Origin of the sequence: Coleofasciculus sp. F4-SAH-05 (genome assembly GCF_040222985.1) — a bacterium.
Classification (GTDB): domain Bacteria; phylum Cyanobacteriota; class Cyanobacteriia; order Cyanobacteriales; family Coleofasciculaceae; genus Coleofasciculus; species Coleofasciculus chthonoplastes.
In genome coordinates, this window is sequence record NZ_JAVKBY010000197.1 from 1 (window position 1) to 19260 (window position 19260).

A 19260-nucleotide genomic window follows, 5' to 3' on the forward strand; every position below is an offset into this window, starting at 1 on the left:
CTTGACTTTTTTGAATTCTTCAATTATCCTAGCAAGCATGATTTTTTTGAAATTGAAAAAAGTGAGCTTTTCTTAATTTTACCGGAAAAAGTTCACTTTTCTTTTAAAGATTCCCCCGGACTTTGAAAACCCCCTGCTTTGAAAGCAGGGCTAATCAGAGATTGTTGCGGATTCAGCCAGTTTTTCCTTATTTCTTGCGGATGAAGCTGAATCAACAGGATGCAGCGATGCGGGAAGCGTTGCGGGAGGGGTTTAAACGTCACTATTTGGGGTTGGCGAGTCTTTATCTGGAGTGGCTGAGATCGCAGGAGGCGCAAGAACAGCAAGCGGGGATTTTCGCCTGTAAACTGGAGTATGAAAATCTCTACAATGCGCTGCAACTCTGTTTAGAGCAGCAGGAAACCGTCGATATCTTTTTCTGTTTGTTTCAATACTTCTTGCAGATTAATGATATCCAGAGTAATCTCAAACTCTCAGAATTCGTCTGTCAGTCACAAGCGGCATATCCGGCATCATTACACACAGGTAGAATTGGGCTGGAAATTGTCATGGCACAGGATCGGTTAGCCTGTTGTTACCTAGAAACCCAGAAGTATACTCAAGCCAAAGCCGCTTATCAGCAGGTGCTGGAACTTTTCCAACAGCTTACCGGGGTAGAGGAGAGACAGAAACAGCTTGGGATGGCTACAACCTATCACCAGTTAGGAAGGGTTGCCCAAGCGTTACGGGAGTATGAGCAGGCAAGGCAATACTATCACCAGGCTCTGGATATTAAGATTGAATTTAGCGATCACTACTCTCAAGCAGACACCTATCACCAGTTAGGAATAGTTGCTGTAGAGTTACGGCAGTATGAGCAGGCAAGGCAATACTATCACCAGGCTCTGGATATTAAGATTGAATTTAGCAATCGCTACTCTCAAGCTCGCACCTATCACTCTCAAGCTCGCACCTATCACCAGTTAGGAAATGTTGCCCAAAAGTTACGGGAGTATGAGCAGGCAAAGCTATACTATCAGCAGGCTCTGGATATTTTTATTGAATTTCGCGATCGCTCTTCTCAAGCAAGCACCTATCACCAGTTAGGAAGGGTTGCCCAAGAGTTACGGGAGTATGAGCAGGCAAGGCTATACTATCAGCAGGCTCTGGATATTTACATTGCATTTCGCGATCGCTACTCTCAAGCTATCACCTATCACAATGTAGGATTACTGGCAAAAGCCCAGGAAAACTACGCCGAAGCGAGGGTGAATTTACAGACAGCTTTAGAGATATTCCTAGAGTGTCAGGATGACTATTGGGCTGGTGTGACGCGAGAAAACTTAGCACAACTCCCAGATTGAGAAGGGCACGATAATATCGTGCCCCTACGCCATCAATTCTCCCTGGGTGTGGTAGGGGTACGGCATTGCCGTACCCTAATCGTATGAATTCGCGCCAAGGTGGGGATATTGATAGAATGTCGCCCTATTCTCTCGCCTCCCAGATTAAGAAGGGCACGATAATATCGTGCCCCTACGCCATCAATTCTCCCTGGGTATCGTAGGGGTACGGCATTGCCGTACCCTAATCCTATGAATTCGCGCAAACCACAGAGCAAGGCTTCAAGCCTCAACCATCAGCGTCTACACCCCTGCGATACCGATCTAAAAATTGTTCCAGTAGAGTTGATGATGCCCGAAAGCTGGTTTGCTGTAAACGCTCAAGCGTATCGGGAAAGTCAATGATTTGACGGCTTCCTGCTTGATACAAAACGCCTAATAATCCCGTTACTGTTAATCCTCGTTGTGTCGCTATGCGTCGAGCATCTAAATCATCCAGTACAATTAAACTCGATCCTAAACGCTCTGCCAGCAAAATTGCCTCTGTCTCACCAACATCTAAACGCTCTAACATCTGATCCGGTTCGCCAGATACGACATGAATATCAAGCCAGTCTGGTGCTTGAGCAATCCAGGTTTGCACAGAAGCACCTTCCGCGATAAGTTCATTCTGTACAGCCTTGGGAATACTGATTCGCCCAAAAAGCTGAGGCATGACATCAATTTGGTCGATTAAAATCAAATAGCAAAGTGGAGACGTATCACAAACAATGGTCATTCGTTTGGATAACCTTGGCTACGGCTTGAAGATCTTGTTCTAGGTCTGCCTCAGTATAGTTTAGATAAGCTCCTTCTCGTTTCAGAAATTCATCAACGGCTAAACGAGTGGGTAAATTAAGCATTCGTCGGACTTCACCTGCGGTAAGGATACCCGATTTATAGGCTTGAGCCGCCATAATTTCTAATGAGCGCTGGGGCAAATTGTGCCATTTTTCTGTCAAACGATTACCGATATCATCAGGTATTTCAAGGCTAATTTGCATATTAAATAATACTTGGCTGTCTGGTTCATTAGAATTTATATTAATTATAGTCGTTAGGGTAGGTTGGGTTTCGACTTCGCAAGGGCCCAAGAGATTCTCTGGAAATCGAATTGACGCACCAATACCAGATAGGGTAGGGGCACGATAATATCGTGTCCTTCAAATAGCTAGATAGATAGGATAAGGGTACGGCAATGCCGTACCCCTACAGCTCGGTTTAGGGGAAGCCTCACCCCCAGCCCCTCTCCCAAGCTTGGGAGAGGGGCTGGGGGTGAGGGCTGACTGGGGGTGAGGGCTGGCGTAGCACGTCAGTTGCAGGGCGCACACCATTTGAGGGCGCACGCCATGCGCCCCTACTCGCCCGGTAATGACTTAGAATCGGAGGATTCTGTATATTGGCAGAAAATATTTAGCCCAATCTTAAGAATATACAATACCACCACGGTAGCGATCGCAGGATCAAGGGGAAATCCGGCTAACCCCACCAAATACACGATTAATCCCGTCAGCAAGGGTGTACTTCCGGGATTCTTGGTATATTCCTGTACCTTGGTGCGAAAGCTATCATCACCACACAATTCCTGACGCAACTGGTTCAGCGTCACTTCCCACAGGGATTTATCCGGAAAATCTGGTATTGCACCATATTTCTGGCGATACAGTTCCTCAAACGACGCCTCAATATCCCCATTATGCTCTTTGAGAAGTGCGATCGCATCTTGTGCTGGATCATCATTGGGTAATATGGTTTGATATGAATTCAGTTCCGAGGGGGTGAGTTGAGTATTCATCGTTATCTTGTAAGGGCTGGCTGAATCAGTCTTGTAATAAGGATAGGGAGTGGGGAATGGGGAAGGGTAACGCTAAAATTATCAAGAAGAAAATAACCCGCTTAATAGTCGCCTAGCTAACCGCTTAGATCTGGGTTTGGAGGAGAGAAATCCAGCCATAATTCGCCGCATCATCCAGCGCCTTGCTTTTGGTTGCAATAAATAAAATAGGCGTCGAAAACCAATATAAAATAACCCCACCATTATTAAAACAGCGATTAGCATCCAAAGGTTGTTGAGAAAGACGGGGATAAAGGGAATCACCAGCAGCATAGCAATCAGCAACGCCAATCCCAAAGCTAGTCCATTGATTAACCGAGTTAACGGCAAAAATGTACCCAAACGCAACTGATGCATAATTTGTTCAATTAACCAATAATGCGCCGCTGAAATCTGATGGGAAAACTTAGGACGTTCTAGACAATTGCGCTGGATTTGATGAATAATATCACCATCCATACCAATCACACTTCGCATCAGCGCCTCTTGGGAGTCTCCGCGCTGATAGTACGTACAAAAGCTGAGTCCCGATTGCCAACGGTTTTCGTCATCAATGAGAGCGTAATAGCGCAAATCTGTGAGTAATTTGCGGGAAAGCTTCAAGGAATCCCCCATCTGTTGAGCCTGTTGAATCTGATGTAGAATTTCTTTATCTAACGTGAAGCGAACTCCGTGAAACAGAACCTGAGAGCGAGAAATTCGTTCCACCTCGATTTGAATACAAGCCGCGAGCGCTGAATTCTGACGTGGAGAAAGCAGGTGAGACGGCGATGCTAAACGAGGATGCTGATTCATAAACGTCAAACCCTGTTTCCTTTTCCCTGCTTGCAGCGCTATACCTTATGACTTATGCAGTGTAGCTTTGATTAGACCAATAATAAACTCCAATAGTCCCCGCCATTGTCGTTCACTGGCGATGACTCCCTCTCGGTGAATTTGTAGAATCATCTCTTTCTGAGGATGGTGAAACAGAGATTGATCATAGCGATTGATCACATCGCCATCGAGTTGAATCACGGTTTGAGCGCAAATCGTATCCGTGGCGATCATCCGTTGAATCATCTCAACTTGATCGGGTTGCTGAGAGACTAAACGTAGTACCGTCTGATTCCGATCATCCAAAGCGGCTTTGAGTTCCGTCAGTTTACGCAACCCCCGTAAAAAACGACAGTTTCCTAACAGTCGTTGAATAGCAACAATTGTCTCTGGACTTTCGAGATCGAGGGGATTGGGGAGACGAGTGGGAGTGCGCTCAAAGTCATTGGCGAAACTGGAGTTATCCTGCTCATACACCGTCGGATCATGAAGTTCCGAGGTTGGATCATTCAACAGTCCTCGATACTCCCGTTCTAGACTGGTGCGTAACTTCAAGTAGCGATCGCGTAATGACTCGTGGATACCTTGTTGTTCTAAATACCCTGGCGAAATCGGATAAATATCCCGGTAAGCTTCCCAGGCAATAAACTTATGACCACTAATATGATCTACCACGATCGTATTCACTTCTAGCGCCGTGAAGTCGATCAGTGTGTCACCTAACGACTGCAAGAAGTGATTGATGTTTCGATCCACACCCGAATTATTGCCTCGGGTTTTGGAGGCGGGTACATCTGAATGCTCTTGTCGATTGCGATTGGTCATCAACCCACACCTTTTTAGAACACCTGTTCAGTCATCCAATCATCTACCGAAATTTCCCCAAAATGGAAACCTTCGTGACTCAACATTCAATTGTATCGCTCCCCCTGCTCCCAGACGTGCCATGGCACGTCTCTACAGACATAGCGTGCTACGTCTCTACATGGCTTCCCCTAGGGTTCCTGTTTTTTATCCTGAAAGGGGCTAGGGGGTGGAGGCGGTGGTGGTTCTCCTTTCTGCGTTGATTTGGGTTTCTTCTCCAAATCCTCCTCCTGTGGATGGCTTAGGGGATCAAAATCATCCAGGGAAAATTCGTCCAAGGAGAGTTCCTCGAATTCATAATCCTGCTGATCCACATTTTCGGCAGATTGGTTTTGATCCCCCAACAAATCCATGGGATCACTTGATGATTCTGAATTCAGTTCTTTTTCCTCAGAATCTTCAGCTAAAGCATCTAACCCTTCTAGAGGATCGCTGGTAGACTCAGGGGTTTGGCTTTCACTCAAGTCTGACCATTCAATCTCACTATCAACCTCAGTTAAATCAGAATAGGGTTCAAGTTCCTCAACGGCAAATTCATCCCAGTCTTCCTGAATATTTAACGCTGAGGGAGACTCCTCAACAGGTGGAGGGGCGGCGAAGGGGTCAAAGTCTTCTACTAAGTCACCCCAGTCTTCATCCGTATCCATCTGGGCAAAAGAGCGATCGCCTAATTCCGGTTCATCTACTACCCAGTCATCCCAGTCGGTATCGTCGTCAGTATCCTGGTTTAGTTCTTCTAAGGAGTCCAAACTGGGCATTTTTTTAGCCGATTCCGGTTCCCTCGGTTTGGGTTCAATGTCTGTCTGGGGTGGGATATCCGGTTCAGCCGAGGGGGGTGACTTCAATTCCTCAAGTTTCAATGTCCCCCAATCTTCGTTGAGAACTTGCCAGTCGTCCTCATCTAACTCCGCTTCGTGGCGATCCGATAGTGGTTCTGGTTCTGCTTCAATGAATTCATCTCTCGCATCCTCCTCCGTGATTGAGAACTCTTCATCCTCTAGCGGTGGGGGTGGAGGAGGGGGTAATGACTCCAGCAAATCTAGCACCGAGTCATCCTCATCATCCTCATCTTCCTCATCTTCCTCCCAAGCTGTTGTTATCTCTGGCGAGGGAGCTGTTGTTATCTCTGGCGAGGGAGTCGATTCAGGAGATACCTGTTCCTGAATATCCGGAGTCGTCAAATCTGGCGTTTGGGCGGTCAATTCGGCGGCTACTCCCGCATCCGGTGGGGTTGCTGTCTCTTGCGGGGGAATGGATAAGGGCGGGTATTCTATCTCACTCAACCCTGTCTTGTGATATTGCAGCGCAATTAAAATCTCAAATAGCTTTTGCAAACTTTTAAGATTATTCTCAACAAGCTGATTTCCTTGCGCCACCTGGTCTAAATGAAAGGGGAGGAGATCTCGATAGGGACCATTGCCAATAAACTGATCCCCAATCTCATTCGCGATCGCTCCCTCAATCGTATTAATTTGAGTCCGCAGGCGATAACCGGGTTGGGCGGCTGTTTGGGCGCCATCCTCAGCATCAGCAGCCACCCACGTTGTAATCTTCAACTGAACCGCTTCTGCTAAAGCCCCAGCAAACGCTTCTTGAACCTTGCCTGCTTTAAGTTGTTGCCTAAAATCCTCACTCGACGCCATAATACACTCACCTGAATTTGGGCGATAACCAATACAGAAACTGCCAGATTTGTCAACCTCTATCTTCAAGATTAGGGTAAATTATCCTGACTGGAAGGCGACAGAGCCGGATTGCTCTCCCGAAGTTGCTGCTGGGTTGACTGTTGGGGTTGATATTGCACGCGAGTCAACACGGTAAAAAGTTGTTGCAAGTTTTCCAGATTATTCTGGATAATCTGGCGTCCTTCTTGAACTTGCTGGGTATGAAATTGGCGTAGTTCCGTATAGGGACCATTACCGATAAATTGAGATCCTACCTCATTATCGATGGAGCCTTCCACAATATTAATCCGGGTACGCATACAGGAATTAGCCGCAGGCTTCTCTGTTTGGGGCGAATTGGCGGAAGCCACCCAGGTCGTAATTTCCAACTCAACCGATTCCGACAAGGCTAGGGTAAAGGCATCGCCGATGTTTCCTGACCTTAGTTTCTGTTTGAATTCTTCGCTGGTTGTCATAGATCCGCTCCAGCTATATCAGCTTAACAATAGACTCAAAGTGCTTTGACTATAACAAACTTCCGCCTCACCTGAACAAATTTTCTCACAAGGGAACAGGGAATGGGAAGCTGGGGGAGATAGGGAAGCTGGGGGAGATAGGGGAGATGAGGGAGATGGGGGAGATGGGGAAGTTGTAGATTCAAGAATTCTTCAACAAATGACGAATGACGAATGACAAATGACAAATGACAAATGACGAATGACAAAGGACAAATGACTACCAAAAATCTGTCACCTCATAACCCAGCTCACGCAGCATCTGATACAACAGGGGTAAACTCAGACCAATAACATTACTATGACAACCGTCTAGTTTTTCGACAAATAAGCCGCCACGCCCTTCTAGCGCAAAGCAGCCCGCACAATTAAGCGGTTCGCCTGTAGCCACATACGCTTCAATTGCGCGATCGCTAACATTGGCAAAGTAGACTTGTGTTATCCCACAACGGACAATTGTTTTGTCCTGGGATAAATCAATTAAGGCATGACCCGTATAGAGTTTGCCCACTCTACCCCGCATCATTTGCCACCGGGCGATCGCCTCTTGGGGATTGGCTGGTTTACCGTGGATTTCACCCTGAAGGCTTAACACTGAATCACAGCCTAACACTAGCGCCTCGTTAAATTTAGGCGTAACGGTTTGGGCTTTGTGTAATGCTAACCTCTTGACCAACTCTACCGGATCAGTAACCTTAACCTGAGATTCATCAAAATCACTCTGACAAACGATGGGTTCAATACCAGCCTTTTGCAATAAACGGCGGCGTGCTGGCGAAGCGGAGGCTAAAACGAATTTTGTCATTCGTCATTTGTCCTTTGTCATTCGTTACATTTATCTTGACAAATAACCCTTCATCTAGTAAACATTAAACGAACTAACGACTTGGGTAAACAAGTCTTGCACTTTATCCCAACGATCTTCAGTGGTTGAAGCATTCAAGGTATAGAGCTTATCATGACTGATCACGGCTGTGGCTAGGTCATGCCGATTTTGACTGGGAAGTTTGACACTATATTCAAGAAGATAATAGGTTTTGTCTCCCGTATCGCGAGCTTTGGCATCGACTAATTCAACTTGACGATTGGAATTCGCCGCCGAAAGCACATTTTGCTGGAGTTGGTAACCGACTTCCCCAGGCGTTCCTAAATCGGTGAGGGTTGTATTCTCTGGAACGGGGTTAATCACCACGCTGACATTTTCGGTTGGCTCGATCAAATCCCGAAATACAACATCAGGTCCATCAGTGACTTTAATCGGCACCCAACCATTCGGATAGAGAAACTCATAACCGTCAGCCGTATCGACATAGCTTTTCAGTCCACTAACGCCGACAGTGCAGCCATGCAGACTTAAGCTGAATACTAGCAGCAAAATGGCGGCAATGGTCTTGAGCATCTTTTTATCCTTTGAATTGGTGCATTTTTATTGTCTCATAAAAATTCCTCCGTTGCGGGGAACCCCCTGTATGCGAGACCGGGGAGGAACGCACGGTAGCGGCTTTAGCCGCCTATTATCCTTAGGTATGGTGTGGGTCATTAATATACCTTTGAATGGTTGCTGCACGCTCCATTACCTGCGGTTGAGTAAAAGTAGCTGTTTGTCCACAAAGAGGGGAGTTTCTTGAGTTCAGGAAACTCCTTTCTAAGATAATTTGCACTCCGTTGTTCTAATTGTAGACTACAATAATACGAACGACAAAACTTATTCGTTAAAACGATGGCTAAAAGGAAAAAGCCTAGGGGTGTACAGCAAATGCTGTTACATCCTGACCAAGAAACAAAAGCTGTTTTGGAGTACCTGTGTGAACAGTCAGGAAAACTCTACAATATGGGTGTTTACTTTGCTCGTCAGACGTTTTTTAAGACAGGTAAACTCTTGACTGGAAAGTTTGACTTGATTTACGAACAAAGTGTGGGAAAGAGTCAAATTGCCCAGTCTCTACCTTCAACGCCAGCACAGCAAACACTATTAAGTGTCGCTGAAGCGTTCATGTGTTGATACCTTGGCAGCCTAATCTGTCAGCAGAATCCCCGCGTATGCGAGACCGGGGAGTGTCAACTTCCGGGTACACTAATGATCAAGATAGGTCATGTTGGCTTGAACAGGGTTAAGGTTAACCAGGAACCACTTTGGCAAGGTTTACGTCGGCAGAGTGTAAAACTCTCATGCTAACCCTCTTAAGATTAAACCGAAAAACCAAAACAACGATGAACTCAACCTATCGCATACTGACCATTTTGGGATTAATGACTGTCCTGACGGGATTCTCCGAAGCGGTTCACGCCCAACAGCCAATCAGGGTTGTGCAAGAAGCCCCGTCAGAGAAGTTAACAGCCGTGGAACTGTATAACCAAGGCGTCGATAAATTGGAACAGGGTGATTATGCTGGTGCGATTTCTGAATTCGGGGATGCATTAAAACTGGAGCCCGAAGATGCAGATACCTACTATAATCGCGGCTACGCTTATCATAGTCTGGGTAATTACGATGCTGCGATTTATGACTATACCCAAGCGATTAAGTTAAATCCCGATTTCAGTCAAGCCTATAGTAACCGAGGCTATACCCATTTTGTGCGCCGGGATTATCAAAAAGCGATCGCGGATTTCACTAAGGCGATCGAAATTAACCCGGAAAATGAGACAGCGTATATTAGTCGCGGGAATGTTTACGACGAGTTAGGCAATTCTGAAGCGGCTTTCGATGATTACGCCAAAGCGCTGGAAATCAACCCCGAAAATGCTCGCCTTTATTATAATCGGGGGCTAACCCGCAATCGCTTAGAACAATATGAAGACGCGATCGCTGATTATACTAAATCAATTGAACTGCAACCCACCTTTGCTGAAGCGTATTACAATCGGGGGCTGACTCAATTCCAATTGGGGAAAATTGAAGCAGCGACGGCTGATTTGCAGAAAGCGGCTGAACTTTTCCAAGAACAAGGCAGATCAGACAGTTATCAAAGTGTTATGAATGCGTTGCAAGTGATGCAAGGGGAAACGAACCCCTGACCCTACTGATTTTGGCTTTTTAGGCTAAATCGAACTAATGTTTCGCGTAATCCTTGATCAGATTTCACTTCATTGTTAGTCCAAAATCGCTGGATTAACAGGGGTGTTCCCGATTTAGGGAATCGCAGCAATTAGCTAACGCTCGATACAGAGACAGCGACGAACATTAATCCACTAACTAAAACTAGAGCCGCAATTCCCAGGAATACATAGTTGCGTTGCTGGGTTTTGGTTGGTGGTTCTGCTTGGTAGACTTTCGGTTCACGGGCAAAGTTATTTAAACGTCCGCCTTCTTCTGTGGTATATGGCATGAATGATTGATAACCTTTTTTACTCAACTTATAGAATTGTAACAAACTCTCAGGATGAATACTCTCTTGTTTGGATAAGAAATTGTTATAGTCGCTAAAAAGCGGTTCTAGCCCTCTAATAACCGTTGCACGGAAATCGTTACATCAGGAAATGCCAACGGGTGAATTTCTTCCGTTGTCAGGGTTAATGGGCGGGTATAGTCACCATCGACAGGTTCACGAAACACTTTCAGGTGTCGGTTTTTTAAGTTGACAACCCAATAGTCCTCAATTCCAGCAGCGGCGTAAGCCTTGCGCTTAATCTCCAAGTCTTTGGCGAGGCTGGTGTTAGCGAACTCAATCAGCCAAAAGACATCTTCAGCGTAGGGATGGCGCTGGCGGTAGATTCGTCCCAGAGGTCTGACAATCGCCAGATCAGGTTCGGGTTCAGAGTTGTTCGGTAGGGTGATGGGACGACCTTCCCGAACTTTAGCGCGATCGCCTAAAAGTTGGCTAAGATAAGTCCCACTTTCATCTCCCAGGTAAGCATGTTCGGGACCTCAAACTTCCCAAGGACGAATGACGAATGACGAATGACGAATGACAAATGACAAAACTTAACTAATTGTCCCCGTTAACGGTGAACTCGCACTCGCATAACTTTTAATCGGAATCCGTCCCGCCAGAAAAGCTAAACGTCCGGCTTCAGTCGCCATCCCCATCGCTTTCCCCATCGCCACCGGATTTTTGGCTAGCGCGATCGCACTATTCACTAGTATTGCATCTGCCCCCATCTCCATGGCTTGTGCGGCTTCACTAGGCGACCCAATCCCCGCATCCACGACCACAGGAATTCCCGCTTCTTCGATAATAATTTGGATATTTGCCGCCGTTTTAATCCCCTGTCCTGAACCAATCGGAGAACCCAACGGCATCACTGTGACACAGCCCACCTCTTCCAATCGTTTAGCTAACATGGGGTCAGCATTAATATACGGCAGTACCGCAAACCCCTCTTTCACCAGTTTCTCGGCGGCTTCCAAAGTGCCAATCGGGTCTGGTAATAAATATTTCGCGTCGGGAATCACTTCCAACTTGACAAAATTATTATCCTCTTGCCCCAATAACTTTGCCATTTCCCGTCCTAACCGTGCCACCCGCACCGCTTCTTCGGCGGTTTTACAGCCGGCGGTATTGGGCAACATCCAGATTTTTGTCCAATCCAGCGCCTCTGCCAATCCTTCATGACCCGGGGCTTTGGTTTGCACCCGCCGCACGGCTACAGTGACAATTTCACTCCCACTCGCCGCAATCCCCTGCTGCATTTGTTCAATGGTGCTATATTTCCCTGTACCGGTCATCAGCCGGGAGTGAAATGTTCGACCCGCAATGATTAACGGATCAGTTGTCGTTTTTTCTGTAACTGACGTGTTTTTGGGAGATACGGGAGTAATCGGAGAACTAATCATTAAATTTGAGGAGGATTGATGATAAAACCTGTCGTATCGAAAATGCTCTAATAACGGATCAACGGTTTGCGTTTCCATCCAGTCTGCCAGTAGCTGGGCGGTTATCGGGGCGAGGAGAATCCCATTACGGTAATGTCCTGTCGCTAGGGTTAGATTTTCACAAGGGCTAACTCCCAGAATCGGACATTCATCTGGGGTTGTGGGTCGAAATCCCCACCAGCATTCCCGAATAGACCAATTCTGTAGGGGCGGATATAGCCGTATTGCTCGTGAGAGTAAGGTGTGAATTCCCGCAGGCGTATTATCAGATTGCCATCCCACGTCCTCACTGGTTGCACCAATCAATAACCGCCCATCTCGACGGGGAACTAAGTAGGTATCGGGTCCATACAGCACTCGTTGTAGGGGTAAGGGCTGATGGGGATGGGTTGGCACCTGAACTGACAGCATCTGACCCTTTTTCGGATAAACGGGTACGGGTAGCAGTTGGTTAGACCAAGCCCCCGTGGCTAAGACATAATGGTCAGCCTGAAATTCACCAACCGAGGTTCTGACGCTACAAACGCGACGATTTTGCTGCTCAATTGCCTCAACTGTAACGCCTTCGCGCAGATCAATCCCTAATTCTTGAGCCGCTAATCGCAGGGCTTGCGCCAATGCTCGGTTATCGACTTGCCCATCTTCGGGATACCACCAACCCCCAATCACATCTGCCCCTAAACCGGGTTGATATAAATGAATCGCCTGTTTATCTAACCAATTACCAGCCTCAGGGTGAGAGGCGGAAACATCTTCATAGACGGGAGCGAGAATCCCACAGGGCAAATATCCTGTCGCCACACCCGTAAGCTGTTCCAGTTTGGTACACCATTGAGAATAGAGCGATCGCGATCGCCCACATAACTCCCGCATCGGACTTTCGGGAATGGCTTCCGCATGAGGGGCTAGCATACCAGCGGCGGCTAGAGTCGCTGCTTGTTTAAAGTCGCGGGTTAAAACTGTAACTGTCGCTCCCCGCCACTTCAACTCTAGGGCGAGTGCCAAACCAATCACCCCGCCGCCCACAATTAAAATATCACTGCAAAAGTTCATTAGATAAAAATCGAGACGCGCCCTAGCCAGTCCTTATAGATTTTACCCACCCTGTTACCAGAGAGCCGTAATCGGTTCAGAATCCTCGGTGGCTGCACCCGCGCCTGTATCGGCTTGACCCACTGTTGTTTGAGGGGCTTGAGCTGTACCCTGATTAGTTTGGGCTTGACCAATCGTCGCAGGAGCCTGAGCCGTTGGCTGAGTGGGCTGATTTCCCGCTTCAGCTTGTTGTGTTGCCCCTTGGTCGGTTGCCGTGTCTGGAACCGACTCGATCATTTGGTTAGCCGTGCGGTTCTCACCCCCAAAGAGTTCTCCCAAAAACGGAAAGGATACTCCTTGCCAACCGAGAGCGGCTCCCACGAGAGCAGCGGCGATGATAATTAATCCAATTAATTTGTTCATAGTTTGTTTCCCTGTAAACTCTACAGGACTTATGTCCCACCTATCATATTAGTTAGTTGATATCCGCCCCCGCTAATCCTGGTTAGGTATAGGTAGCAATCGTCTCGCTGGATTATGATCATATCTAGCCAGCTAACGACTTTTTATTATATCGCTCCCCCAAGGGCGGGTTTAGTCAAGTTATCAGTTTGTCGCCATAAGTTATCTGTAAAACCCGCCCCTACACCCCTACTCACAAATATTTCTGCACCACCTGCCATCCGGTATAGGACACCCAGGCAAATCCGACAAATAAAGCAATATTGGTTCCCAGATGAACCGCCCGCGCCCAAGGGTGTTGGGGACTAATCTGGGTGGAACTTCCAGCGGACACGGCAACCAACGCTACGACAGCTAATCCGGCAATCAAGTGTCCCGAATGTCCGAGATTGCCATAATGACCGATAGTACCCACTACACCAATTCCCAGGAGCAGCAAGACCAAACTGACCATTACCCATCCGATGATGTAGTGTAAAGGTCGCAACCATTTTGGTTTGGGGTTTTGAGAGCGCCGTTTCGTGAACATAACACTGCCCGTCACCGCCAACAGACTATAAGCCGCGAGGGACAAACCCATTGACCAAGCGGCTATTTTCCACAACCAGATAAAGTCGGGCAGATTCACAACTTGATGCCTCAAATTTAGCCTGTTTACCGGAAATGATGGGTCTAAAGCCTCGTCCTTTTAGGACGACTTGCGCTATAATAACAGCGGTTGAAATCCCCGCCTAAGCTTGCAGCGATATACACTCATATAATGAGTATACACTCATATAATGAGTTGAAACCGGGACCGCAGCCCGCGATAGGGAAAGACTGAAGGGCAACGGACAATCCGACCTGGAGGCAAACAAAAAGCATTATTTTGTGTTTTTTGAACTGAACGATACATGTAGTCGCGGAATGCCCTCCCGCGACTTAAAACGGACAGGGAGTGCGTGTAAGACCTCTTGTGAGGCGGTGTGCGTAGAGCTGTCAACCCCCCAAAAGCGACCACCTTTTTGAAGATGGCGTGGTGAGGATGTCAATGCCCCAATCGTAACGTAAGAGGTTGCTCGGCTGAACAACCCCCTTAATCTTTGTTTTTTAATGGCTTTTGTTATCTAGCGAACTGTTGCCACAGCTAAACGCGCTTCGCTGGCTGGGCTATTATGACGAATTGTTTTTTCACTGGGCTTATTATCATCAGTCGGTGGTACAACGGCTTTAGGGTCAGAGGACGACGCTGGATTAACGTCTTGAGCGACAAGCAAGCGAGTACAGGGTATGGTATCCGAGAGAATCGCACTTGCCATCATGCCGGTGTGAATCTCTAACAGCGCCTGGGGTAGGGCTTCAAAGACTAAGCGCTGTCCGGGAAAAACCACGCGCTCAAAATACCAATTGGGAATATTTGTAATCCGAGCAATTTGAATCTGGCTCGTGGCGTTTACGTAGCAACAGACAATGTGAGTTTGATTATCAGAGGGTAGAGGATCAAGTATCTGAGTCATAACTGCTGAGTGAGGTACTAAATGAATTCTGTTTGTTATTACTTCACCTAACTTAGCACTTGTGATCCAGTCCCTGTTGTAAATCCGACTACCAATTTAGGTATATTTTCGCCAATCTCGTCCCAGCGATCACCGCTAAATGGCTAATTTGTCCCATCTGGGGGGATGAGAAATTGTACCTAGGGTTAAGACCCTCAATTTGAACGCCTTAGGTAAAATTGCTTAGATTACCTCCCTCAGACTCTCAACGATGAACCCCACGAAAAAAAATAGCATACGCTTGAGGTCAGAACCCAATCTTGTTAAAGTAAAGTTAAGTTATGTGAAAAAGAAATCAAATATCTGAGAAAGCTGGGCTGGGGCTGTTTTATTCTCTCCCGGTCGGTGAGGGCTTAAACGTCTGCGTACACCGGGTTTTCATCCAAGTTGGGTTGGAGATTTGCCCAGTTCAACCGAGCCAATCCTGTTCATAAAAGCCGATTTACCCCAGATAAAATTTATAATGTCACCAAAAATTCTTTATGTGCGCCTCCCCTGCAACCCGATTTTCCCGATTGGCGTTGTCTATCTAGCCGATCACGTTCACAAACTCTTCCCAGAGGTAGAACAGCGCATCTTTGACTTAGGCACTGTACCTCCCCTGGATTTTTGGCGATCGCTCGACGCCTGTATTGATGAATTCCAACCGACGCTGTTGGTATTCTCCTGGCGCGATATTCAAATCTATGCGCCAGTTGGCGGTAGAGGGGGGAACCCCTTGCAAAATGCCTTCGAGTTCTACTACGCCAGTAACCCCTTTGTCAAGTTACGCGGGGCGATCGGGGGATTACGCCTAGCCGCCGCGTATTATACTGAACTGTGGCGTAATTTAGGATTGATTCGTCGGGGACTTAAACGCGCCCGTACCTACAACCCAGAGGCACGTCTGATGGTTGGCGGCGGTGCGGTTAGTGTATTTTATGAACAACTGGAGACTAAATTACCCAACGGGACAATTGTCTCCGTTGGCGAAGGTGAAACCCTCCTAGAGAAACTCCTGCGGGGTGAATCTTTTGCTGATCAGCGCTGTTATGTGGTGGGTGATACGCAGCCGCGCGATCGCATGATTCATGAACGCCCAACTCCCCTAGAAAAAACCGCTTGTAATTACGACTATATCCAAAGTATCTGGTCGGCGTTTGATTATTATTTTCAAGAAAGCGACTTTTATATTGGGGTGCAAACTAAACGGGGTTGTCCCCACAACTGCTGCTACTGCATCTACACCGTCGTCGAAGGTAAACAAGTACGGATCAATCCCGCTGATGAAGTGGTTGCCGAAATGCGCCAGCTTTATGACCGAGGTATCCGCAACTTCTGGTTTACCGATGCTCAGTTTATCCCCGCCCGGAAGTTTATCGACGATGCGGTGGAACTGTTGCAGAAAATTCTCGATTCTGGGATGACAGACATTCACTGGGCGGCATACATTCGCGCCGATAATCTCACCCCCCAATTATGCGACTTGATGGTAAAAACCGGGATGAACTACTTTGAAATCGGTATTACCAGTGGTTCCCAGGAATTAGTCCGGAAGATGCGGATGGGGTATAACCTCCGCACAGTATTGGCAAATTGTCGGGATTTGAAAGCAGGGGGCTTTAATGACTTGGTTTCGGTCAACTATTCCTTTAATGTAATAGATGAGCGACCGGACACCATTCGCCAAACCATTGCCTATCACCGGGAGTTAGAGCGAATCTTTGGTGCTGACAAGGTGGAACCCGCTATCTTCTTTATCGGACTACAACCCCATACTCATTTGGAAGCCTACGCTTTTGAGAACAATATTCTCGAAAAAGACTATGATCCAATGAGTTTAATGCCTTGGACAGCGAAAAAGCTACTCTGGAATCCCGAACCCCTAGGCTCTTTCTTGGGTGAGGTTTGTCTGCAAGCTTGGCGGCAAAATCCCGATGATTTTGGTCGCGAAGTGATGAAAATTTTAGAGGAGCGCTTGGGCTGTGCGGATTTAGAGGAGGCATTAGCGGCTCCGATTGAAGCCTCAGCTAAGACGCAGCCTAAACAACTGGTTACAGCGGGGTAGTTGCTCCTATCCGTTTATCGCCAACTCGAACAGCTTGGAGAAATTCAACTCTAAAATGTATCATAATTAACATAAAATCATCGGTTAAAATCAGACGCGCCATGGCAGACGCGCCATGGCACGTCTCTACACACCCACTTTCCCCTGAACCCCTCAGACAAGGTTTGATCATGCTGCAAGGTTCGATATTACAAAAGTTAGACACAGCTCATCGCGGCGGTAAGCGACCCCTGAATTTTGGTGTTTATCATAAAAACACTTTAATCGCCCTGTGTCATGCCTTGGAAGACTTCATCTTAGAGTCAGAAGGAAAACCTCTGCTAATTGCAGCATTTCAACAGGGGAAATGGTATATGCAAGAGGCAGAACGCTATGGCGATTTAGCCCAACAGTCGTCTCAAGTGGTAATTCTGGCAACAGCGGAGACTGGTTTTGGGGAACATCCCACCAGCCAGCGCTCTAATGTGAGACTATTGGATTTAGATGCTTCTGATCCAGTGGCTCAAGAATGGCATTTGATCATCATGTCGGAAACATACACAGCAATGGTCTTATGTCAAGAGCTATCTGCCGAGGATTATGGCAGCAAGGGACCACCGACAGATGATCGGGAGCGCAAGTTTTATGGGTTCTGGACATTTGAGCCAGAATTGGTTCGGGAAACGGTGGATTTGGCGATCGCACACATTGGTGGTTACGATCAACAGTTACAACAGCGCCTAACCGACCAAGCACAACAGATCACGGCAGCCAACGGTTGCAAAAAACGCGATGATATTGGGCAGGTTGTGTCTCGCGTCGTCGATTATCTCGAAAGCTTTGAACAAGAATTACACCAAACTGAGAATGAGCCACTTCAGAACTTGCCCCGTTCCGAGGAAGACTTAGATAATAATCTAGTGTCTAATAAGGTGCAGGCATTTTTGCGGATGGCACAGCTCATCGATCAAGCTGATGTAACTAATCCCATGGCAGCGGCGGAAGTGGCAACCCTTTGTGAAGCGATGGGTCAATTGCTTGATTTACCTGCGTGGCAAATCAAACGGCTGCGATTAGCGGGATTGCTGCATCGCCTCGCGCCGTTACAAGCCGTAGATGATGACCTAGAACCAGCAAAATCCACGGTGCAGCAACAGGCGGTTTCTCAACAAGAGGCGATGCCCAAATCTTCGGTTTTGCGTATCATGCCCCAATTACAGGCAATTGCTCACATTATCACCCACCAAACCGAACATTGGGATGGCTCCGGACAACCGGATGGTTTGGCTTATGATGCGATTCCTTTAGAGTCGAGAATTTTAGCACTGATGACCACATTTCAACAGCGGCTCAAGGACTATCAATCCCAAGAGACTCCTTTGGCACAAGCACTTAACGACTGTCAGGCGTCAGGGGGTACAGTATTTGACCCAAAACTGCTTGAGGCTCTCGAACTACTGGTGATGGGAATGCAACAGGGTATGAGTTTACAGGTAAATCAACCTAAAATAGCCGCAGGGATGTGGTTGCTTGATTCCCATTCCAATCAGGAAGCCCAATCAAATGTTTCGTCTTAAGGTTTAAGTCACGCAGGAAAATTGATGGAAATCGAAGCAATTCGCGCAGGAAAAATAAAGCAGCTCTCAGGTGCTAATCTAGACGACGAAGATTTGTCTGGGAGCCAACTGGAACAGATTAATTTGGCAGGCGCTAGCCTGGTGGGTACGAATTTGTCGAGAGCCAATCTCAATGGTGCTCGCCTTGATGGTGCTAAACTGCTGTGCGCTCAATTGATGTCGGCTGATGTGCGGGCAAATTGTTTGGGCGCTAATCTGATGCAAGCCAACTTGACTGGGGCGGATTTGCGCGGGAGTAATCTCCGAGGCGCGAATTTAATGGGCGCGAATTTGACACAGGTATCCTTGGCTGGAGCATTTTTGAGTGGCGCGAATCTTATGGGTGTCAACCTCCAAGGTGTCGATTTCCGAGGCGCTGATCTGCGGGGGGCGAATCTCAACAGTGCTAATCTTAAGGGGGCGGATTTATCGCAAGCGGATTTACAAGGTGCTAGCTTGTGTGACGCCAATTTTGAGGAAGCGGATTTGCGCGGGGCGAATCTGGGAGGGGCTAATTTAACGGGCGCGAATTTGCTTTGTGCTGAACTCGATGATGTCAATGTCAATGGTGCGAAGTTAGAGCGGACTTGTGTGGTGGGAACGTCTCTGGAAAGTAGTTCCTAGAGTGTTGCCTGAGCATCGTGAGTTATTGTTCTTAGAACAAAAGCAATACAAAGGACAAAGAAGCAGCAAATGATAATATTCTGACATAGAGGCTT

20 protein-coding genes and 3 pseudogenes are annotated in these 19260 nt (G+C 47.3%); 6 read left to right on the plus strand and 17 right to left on the minus strand.

Annotated elements, in window-relative coordinates; all coding sequences use genetic code 11:
- The first annotated feature begins 164 nt into the window (after positions 1-164).
- Positions 165-1343 carry a tetratricopeptide repeat protein gene (locus RIG27_RS23490; protein ID WP_446349199.1) on the plus strand — a complete coding sequence of 393 codons (1179 nt, stop codon included), beginning with the start codon at positions 165-167 and terminating at the stop codon, positions 1341-1343.
- A gap of 268 nt (positions 1344-1611) precedes the next feature.
- Here the strand turns inward: RIG27_RS23490 and RIG27_RS23495 are convergent, their stop codons facing one another.
- The 11 genes and pseudogenes from RIG27_RS23495 to RIG27_RS23545 form a co-directional block, all read right to left on the minus strand.
- A complete protein-coding gene (locus RIG27_RS23495; protein WP_446349201.1) occupies positions 1612-2100 on the minus strand; it encodes a DUF3368 domain-containing protein in 489 nt (162 codons plus the stop codon).
- Entirely contained in the window at positions 2084-2365 is a 282-nt protein-coding gene (locus tag RIG27_RS23500) for a UPF0175 family protein (protein ID WP_446349203.1), read from the minus strand. The genes RIG27_RS23495 and RIG27_RS23500 overlap by 17 nt, the downstream gene beginning before the upstream one ends.
- Before the next feature lie 353 nt (positions 2366-2718).
- Positions 2719-3156: a hypothetical protein gene (locus RIG27_RS23505; RefSeq protein WP_446349205.1), complete on the minus strand. Its 438-nt coding sequence runs from the start codon at positions 3154-3156 to the stop codon at positions 2719-2721.
- An 81-nt stretch (positions 3157-3237) separates the two neighbouring features.
- A complete protein-coding gene (locus RIG27_RS23510) occupies positions 3238-3990 on the minus strand; it encodes a hypothetical protein (RefSeq protein ID WP_446347714.1) in 753 nt (250 codons plus the stop codon).
- 45 nt (positions 3991-4035) lie between these two features.
- Complete coding sequence (locus RIG27_RS23515) at positions 4036-4836, minus strand: hypothetical protein (RefSeq protein WP_446347712.1); 801 nt, start codon at positions 4834-4836, stop codon at positions 4036-4038.
- A gap of 170 nt (positions 4837-5006) precedes the next feature.
- Complete coding sequence (locus tag RIG27_RS23520) at positions 5007-6518, minus strand: hypothetical protein (protein WP_446349207.1); 1512 nt, start codon at positions 6516-6518, stop codon at positions 5007-5009.
- Positions 6519-6589: 71 nt separating this feature from the next.
- Complete coding sequence (locus RIG27_RS23525; RefSeq protein ID WP_446349209.1) at positions 6590-7015, minus strand: hypothetical protein; 426 nt, start codon at positions 7013-7015, stop codon at positions 6590-6592.
- 35 nt (positions 7016-7050) lie between these two features.
- On the minus strand, positions 7051-7281 hold the full coding sequence (locus RIG27_RS23530) for a hypothetical protein (RefSeq protein WP_446349211.1): 231 nt from the start codon (positions 7279-7281) through the stop codon (positions 7051-7053).
- Positions 7275-7859 (minus strand): Maf family protein, encoded by a 585-nt coding sequence (locus tag RIG27_RS23535; RefSeq protein WP_446349213.1) that lies wholly within the window; start codon positions 7857-7859, stop codon positions 7275-7277. The genes RIG27_RS23530 and RIG27_RS23535 overlap by 7 nt, the downstream gene beginning before the upstream one ends.
- 54 nt (positions 7860-7913) lie before the next feature.
- The gene (gene psbP, locus RIG27_RS23540) at positions 7914-8453 is read right to left on the minus strand and encodes a photosystem II reaction center PsbP (RefSeq protein WP_446349215.1); all 540 of its coding nucleotides are present in this window, start codon (positions 8451-8453) and stop codon (positions 7914-7916) included.
- A gap of 121 nt (positions 8454-8574) precedes the next feature.
- Positions 8575-8719: pseudogene (locus tag RIG27_RS23545) on the minus strand (transposase); the annotation flags it as partial.
- 55 nt (positions 8720-8774) lie between these two features.
- Here RIG27_RS23545 and RIG27_RS23550 point away from each other — a divergent pair.
- Both RIG27_RS23550 and RIG27_RS23555 read left to right on the plus strand, forming a co-directional pair.
- Positions 8775-9047 (plus strand): annotated as a pseudogene (locus RIG27_RS23550) (RNA-guided endonuclease TnpB family protein); the annotation flags it as partial.
- 218 nt (positions 9048-9265) lie between these two features.
- Complete coding sequence (locus RIG27_RS23555; protein ID WP_446349217.1) at positions 9266-10072, plus strand: tetratricopeptide repeat protein; 807 nt, start codon at positions 9266-9268, stop codon at positions 10070-10072.
- A 131-nt stretch (positions 10073-10203) separates the two neighbouring features.
- On the opposite strand, the gene psb34 is transcribed toward RIG27_RS23555, so the two are convergent.
- The 6 genes and pseudogenes from psb34 to RIG27_RS23585 all read right to left on the minus strand — a co-directional run bounded on the left by psb34 (position 10204) and on the right by RIG27_RS23585 (position 14860).
- Positions 10204-10383 carry a photosystem II assembly protein Psb34 gene (gene psb34 / locus RIG27_RS23560; protein WP_446347700.1) on the minus strand — a complete coding sequence of 60 codons (180 nt, stop codon included), beginning with the start codon at positions 10381-10383 and terminating at the stop codon, positions 10204-10206.
- A gap of 107 nt (positions 10384-10490) precedes the next feature.
- A pseudogene (locus tag RIG27_RS23565) lies at positions 10491-10922 on the minus strand (Uma2 family endonuclease); the annotation flags it as partial.
- Positions 10923-10979: 57 nt separating this feature from the next.
- Positions 10980-12923: a glycine oxidase ThiO gene (gene thiO, locus RIG27_RS23570; RefSeq protein WP_446349219.1), complete on the minus strand. Its 1944-nt coding sequence runs from the start codon at positions 12921-12923 to the stop codon at positions 10980-10982.
- Positions 12924-12977: 54 nt separating this feature from the next.
- Positions 12978-13325 (minus strand): hypothetical protein, encoded by a 348-nt coding sequence (locus RIG27_RS23575; RefSeq protein ID WP_446347694.1) that lies wholly within the window; start codon positions 13323-13325, stop codon positions 12978-12980.
- Between the two features lie 232 nt (positions 13326-13557).
- Complete coding sequence (locus tag RIG27_RS23580) at positions 13558-13992, minus strand: DUF4079 domain-containing protein (RefSeq protein ID WP_446349221.1); 435 nt, start codon at positions 13990-13992, stop codon at positions 13558-13560.
- A gap of 478 nt (positions 13993-14470) precedes the next feature.
- Positions 14471-14860 (minus strand): DUF1830 domain-containing protein, encoded by a 390-nt coding sequence (locus RIG27_RS23585; protein ID WP_446347690.1) that lies wholly within the window; start codon positions 14858-14860, stop codon positions 14471-14473.
- A 502-nt stretch (positions 14861-15362) separates the two neighbouring features.
- Here RIG27_RS23585 and RIG27_RS23590 point away from each other — a divergent pair.
- From RIG27_RS23590 to RIG27_RS23600, 3 genes are all read left to right on the plus strand, one after another.
- Positions 15363-16946, plus strand: a complete 1584-nt coding sequence (locus tag RIG27_RS23590; RefSeq protein WP_446349224.1) for a photosystem II high light acclimation radical SAM protein — start codon at positions 15363-15365, stop codon at positions 16944-16946.
- A gap of 170 nt (positions 16947-17116) precedes the next feature.
- Positions 17117-18502 carry a DICT sensory domain-containing protein gene (locus RIG27_RS23595; RefSeq protein WP_446349238.1) on the plus strand — a complete coding sequence of 462 codons (1386 nt, stop codon included), beginning with the start codon at positions 17117-17119 and terminating at the stop codon, positions 18500-18502.
- A gap of 24 nt (positions 18503-18526) precedes the next feature.
- Complete coding sequence (locus RIG27_RS23600) at positions 18527-19165, plus strand: pentapeptide repeat-containing protein (protein WP_446349226.1); 639 nt, start codon at positions 18527-18529, stop codon at positions 19163-19165.
- The last annotated feature ends 95 nt before the right edge of the window (positions 19166-19260 follow it).

Bases quoted from the DNA above. Each gene is read 5' to 3' on its own strand.
- RIG27_RS23535 (WP_446349213.1), bottom strand. From the start codon at position 7,859: ATGACAAAATTCGTTTTAGCCTCCGCTTCGCCAGCACGCCGCCGTTTA.
- RIG27_RS23520 (WP_446349207.1), bottom strand. From the start codon at position 6,518: ATGGCGTCGAGTGAGGATTTTAGGCAACAACTTAAAGCAGGCAAGGTT.
- RIG27_RS23575 (WP_446347694.1), bottom strand. From the start codon at position 13,325: ATGAACAAATTAATTGGATTAATTATCATCGCCGCTGCTCTCGTGGGA.
- thiO (WP_446349219.1), bottom strand. From the start codon at position 12,923: ATGAACTTTTGCAGTGATATTTTAATTGTGGGCGGCGGGGTGATTGGT.
- RIG27_RS23510 (WP_446347714.1), bottom strand. From the start codon at position 3,990: ATGAATCAGCATCCTCGTTTAGCATCGCCGTCTCACCTGCTTTCTCCA.
- RIG27_RS23525 (WP_446349209.1), bottom strand. From the start codon at position 7,015: ATGACAACCAGCGAAGAATTCAAACAGAAACTAAGGTCAGGAAACATC.
- RIG27_RS23585 (WP_446347690.1), bottom strand. From the start codon at position 14,860: ATGACTCAGATACTTGATCCTCTACCCTCTGATAATCAAACTCACATT.
- RIG27_RS23515 (WP_446347712.1), bottom strand. From the start codon at position 4,836: ATGACCAATCGCAATCGACAAGAGCATTCAGATGTACCCGCCTCCAAA.
- RIG27_RS23595 (WP_446349238.1), top strand. From the start codon at position 17,117: ATGCTGCAAGGTTCGATATTACAAAAGTTAGACACAGCTCATCGCGGC.
- psbP (WP_446349215.1), bottom strand. From the start codon at position 8,453: ATGCTCAAGACCATTGCCGCCATTTTGCTGCTAGTATTCAGCTTAAGT.
- psb34 (WP_446347700.1), bottom strand. From the start codon at position 10,383: ATGCCATATACCACAGAAGAAGGCGGACGTTTAAATAACTTTGCCCGT.
- RIG27_RS23600 (WP_446349226.1), top strand. From the start codon at position 18,527: ATGGAAATCGAAGCAATTCGCGCAGGAAAAATAAAGCAGCTCTCAGGT.
- RIG27_RS23500 (WP_446349203.1), bottom strand. From the start codon at position 2,365: ATGCAAATTAGCCTTGAAATACCTGATGATATCGGTAATCGTTTGACA.
- RIG27_RS23505 (WP_446349205.1), bottom strand. From the start codon at position 3,156: ATGAATACTCAACTCACCCCCTCGGAACTGAATTCATATCAAACCATA.
- RIG27_RS23590 (WP_446349224.1), top strand. From the start codon at position 15,363: ATGTCACCAAAAATTCTTTATGTGCGCCTCCCCTGCAACCCGATTTTC.
- RIG27_RS23495 (WP_446349201.1), bottom strand. From the start codon at position 2,100: ATGACCATTGTTTGTGATACGTCTCCACTTTGCTATTTGATTTTAATC.
- RIG27_RS23555 (WP_446349217.1), top strand. From the start codon at position 9,266: ATGAACTCAACCTATCGCATACTGACCATTTTGGGATTAATGACTGTC.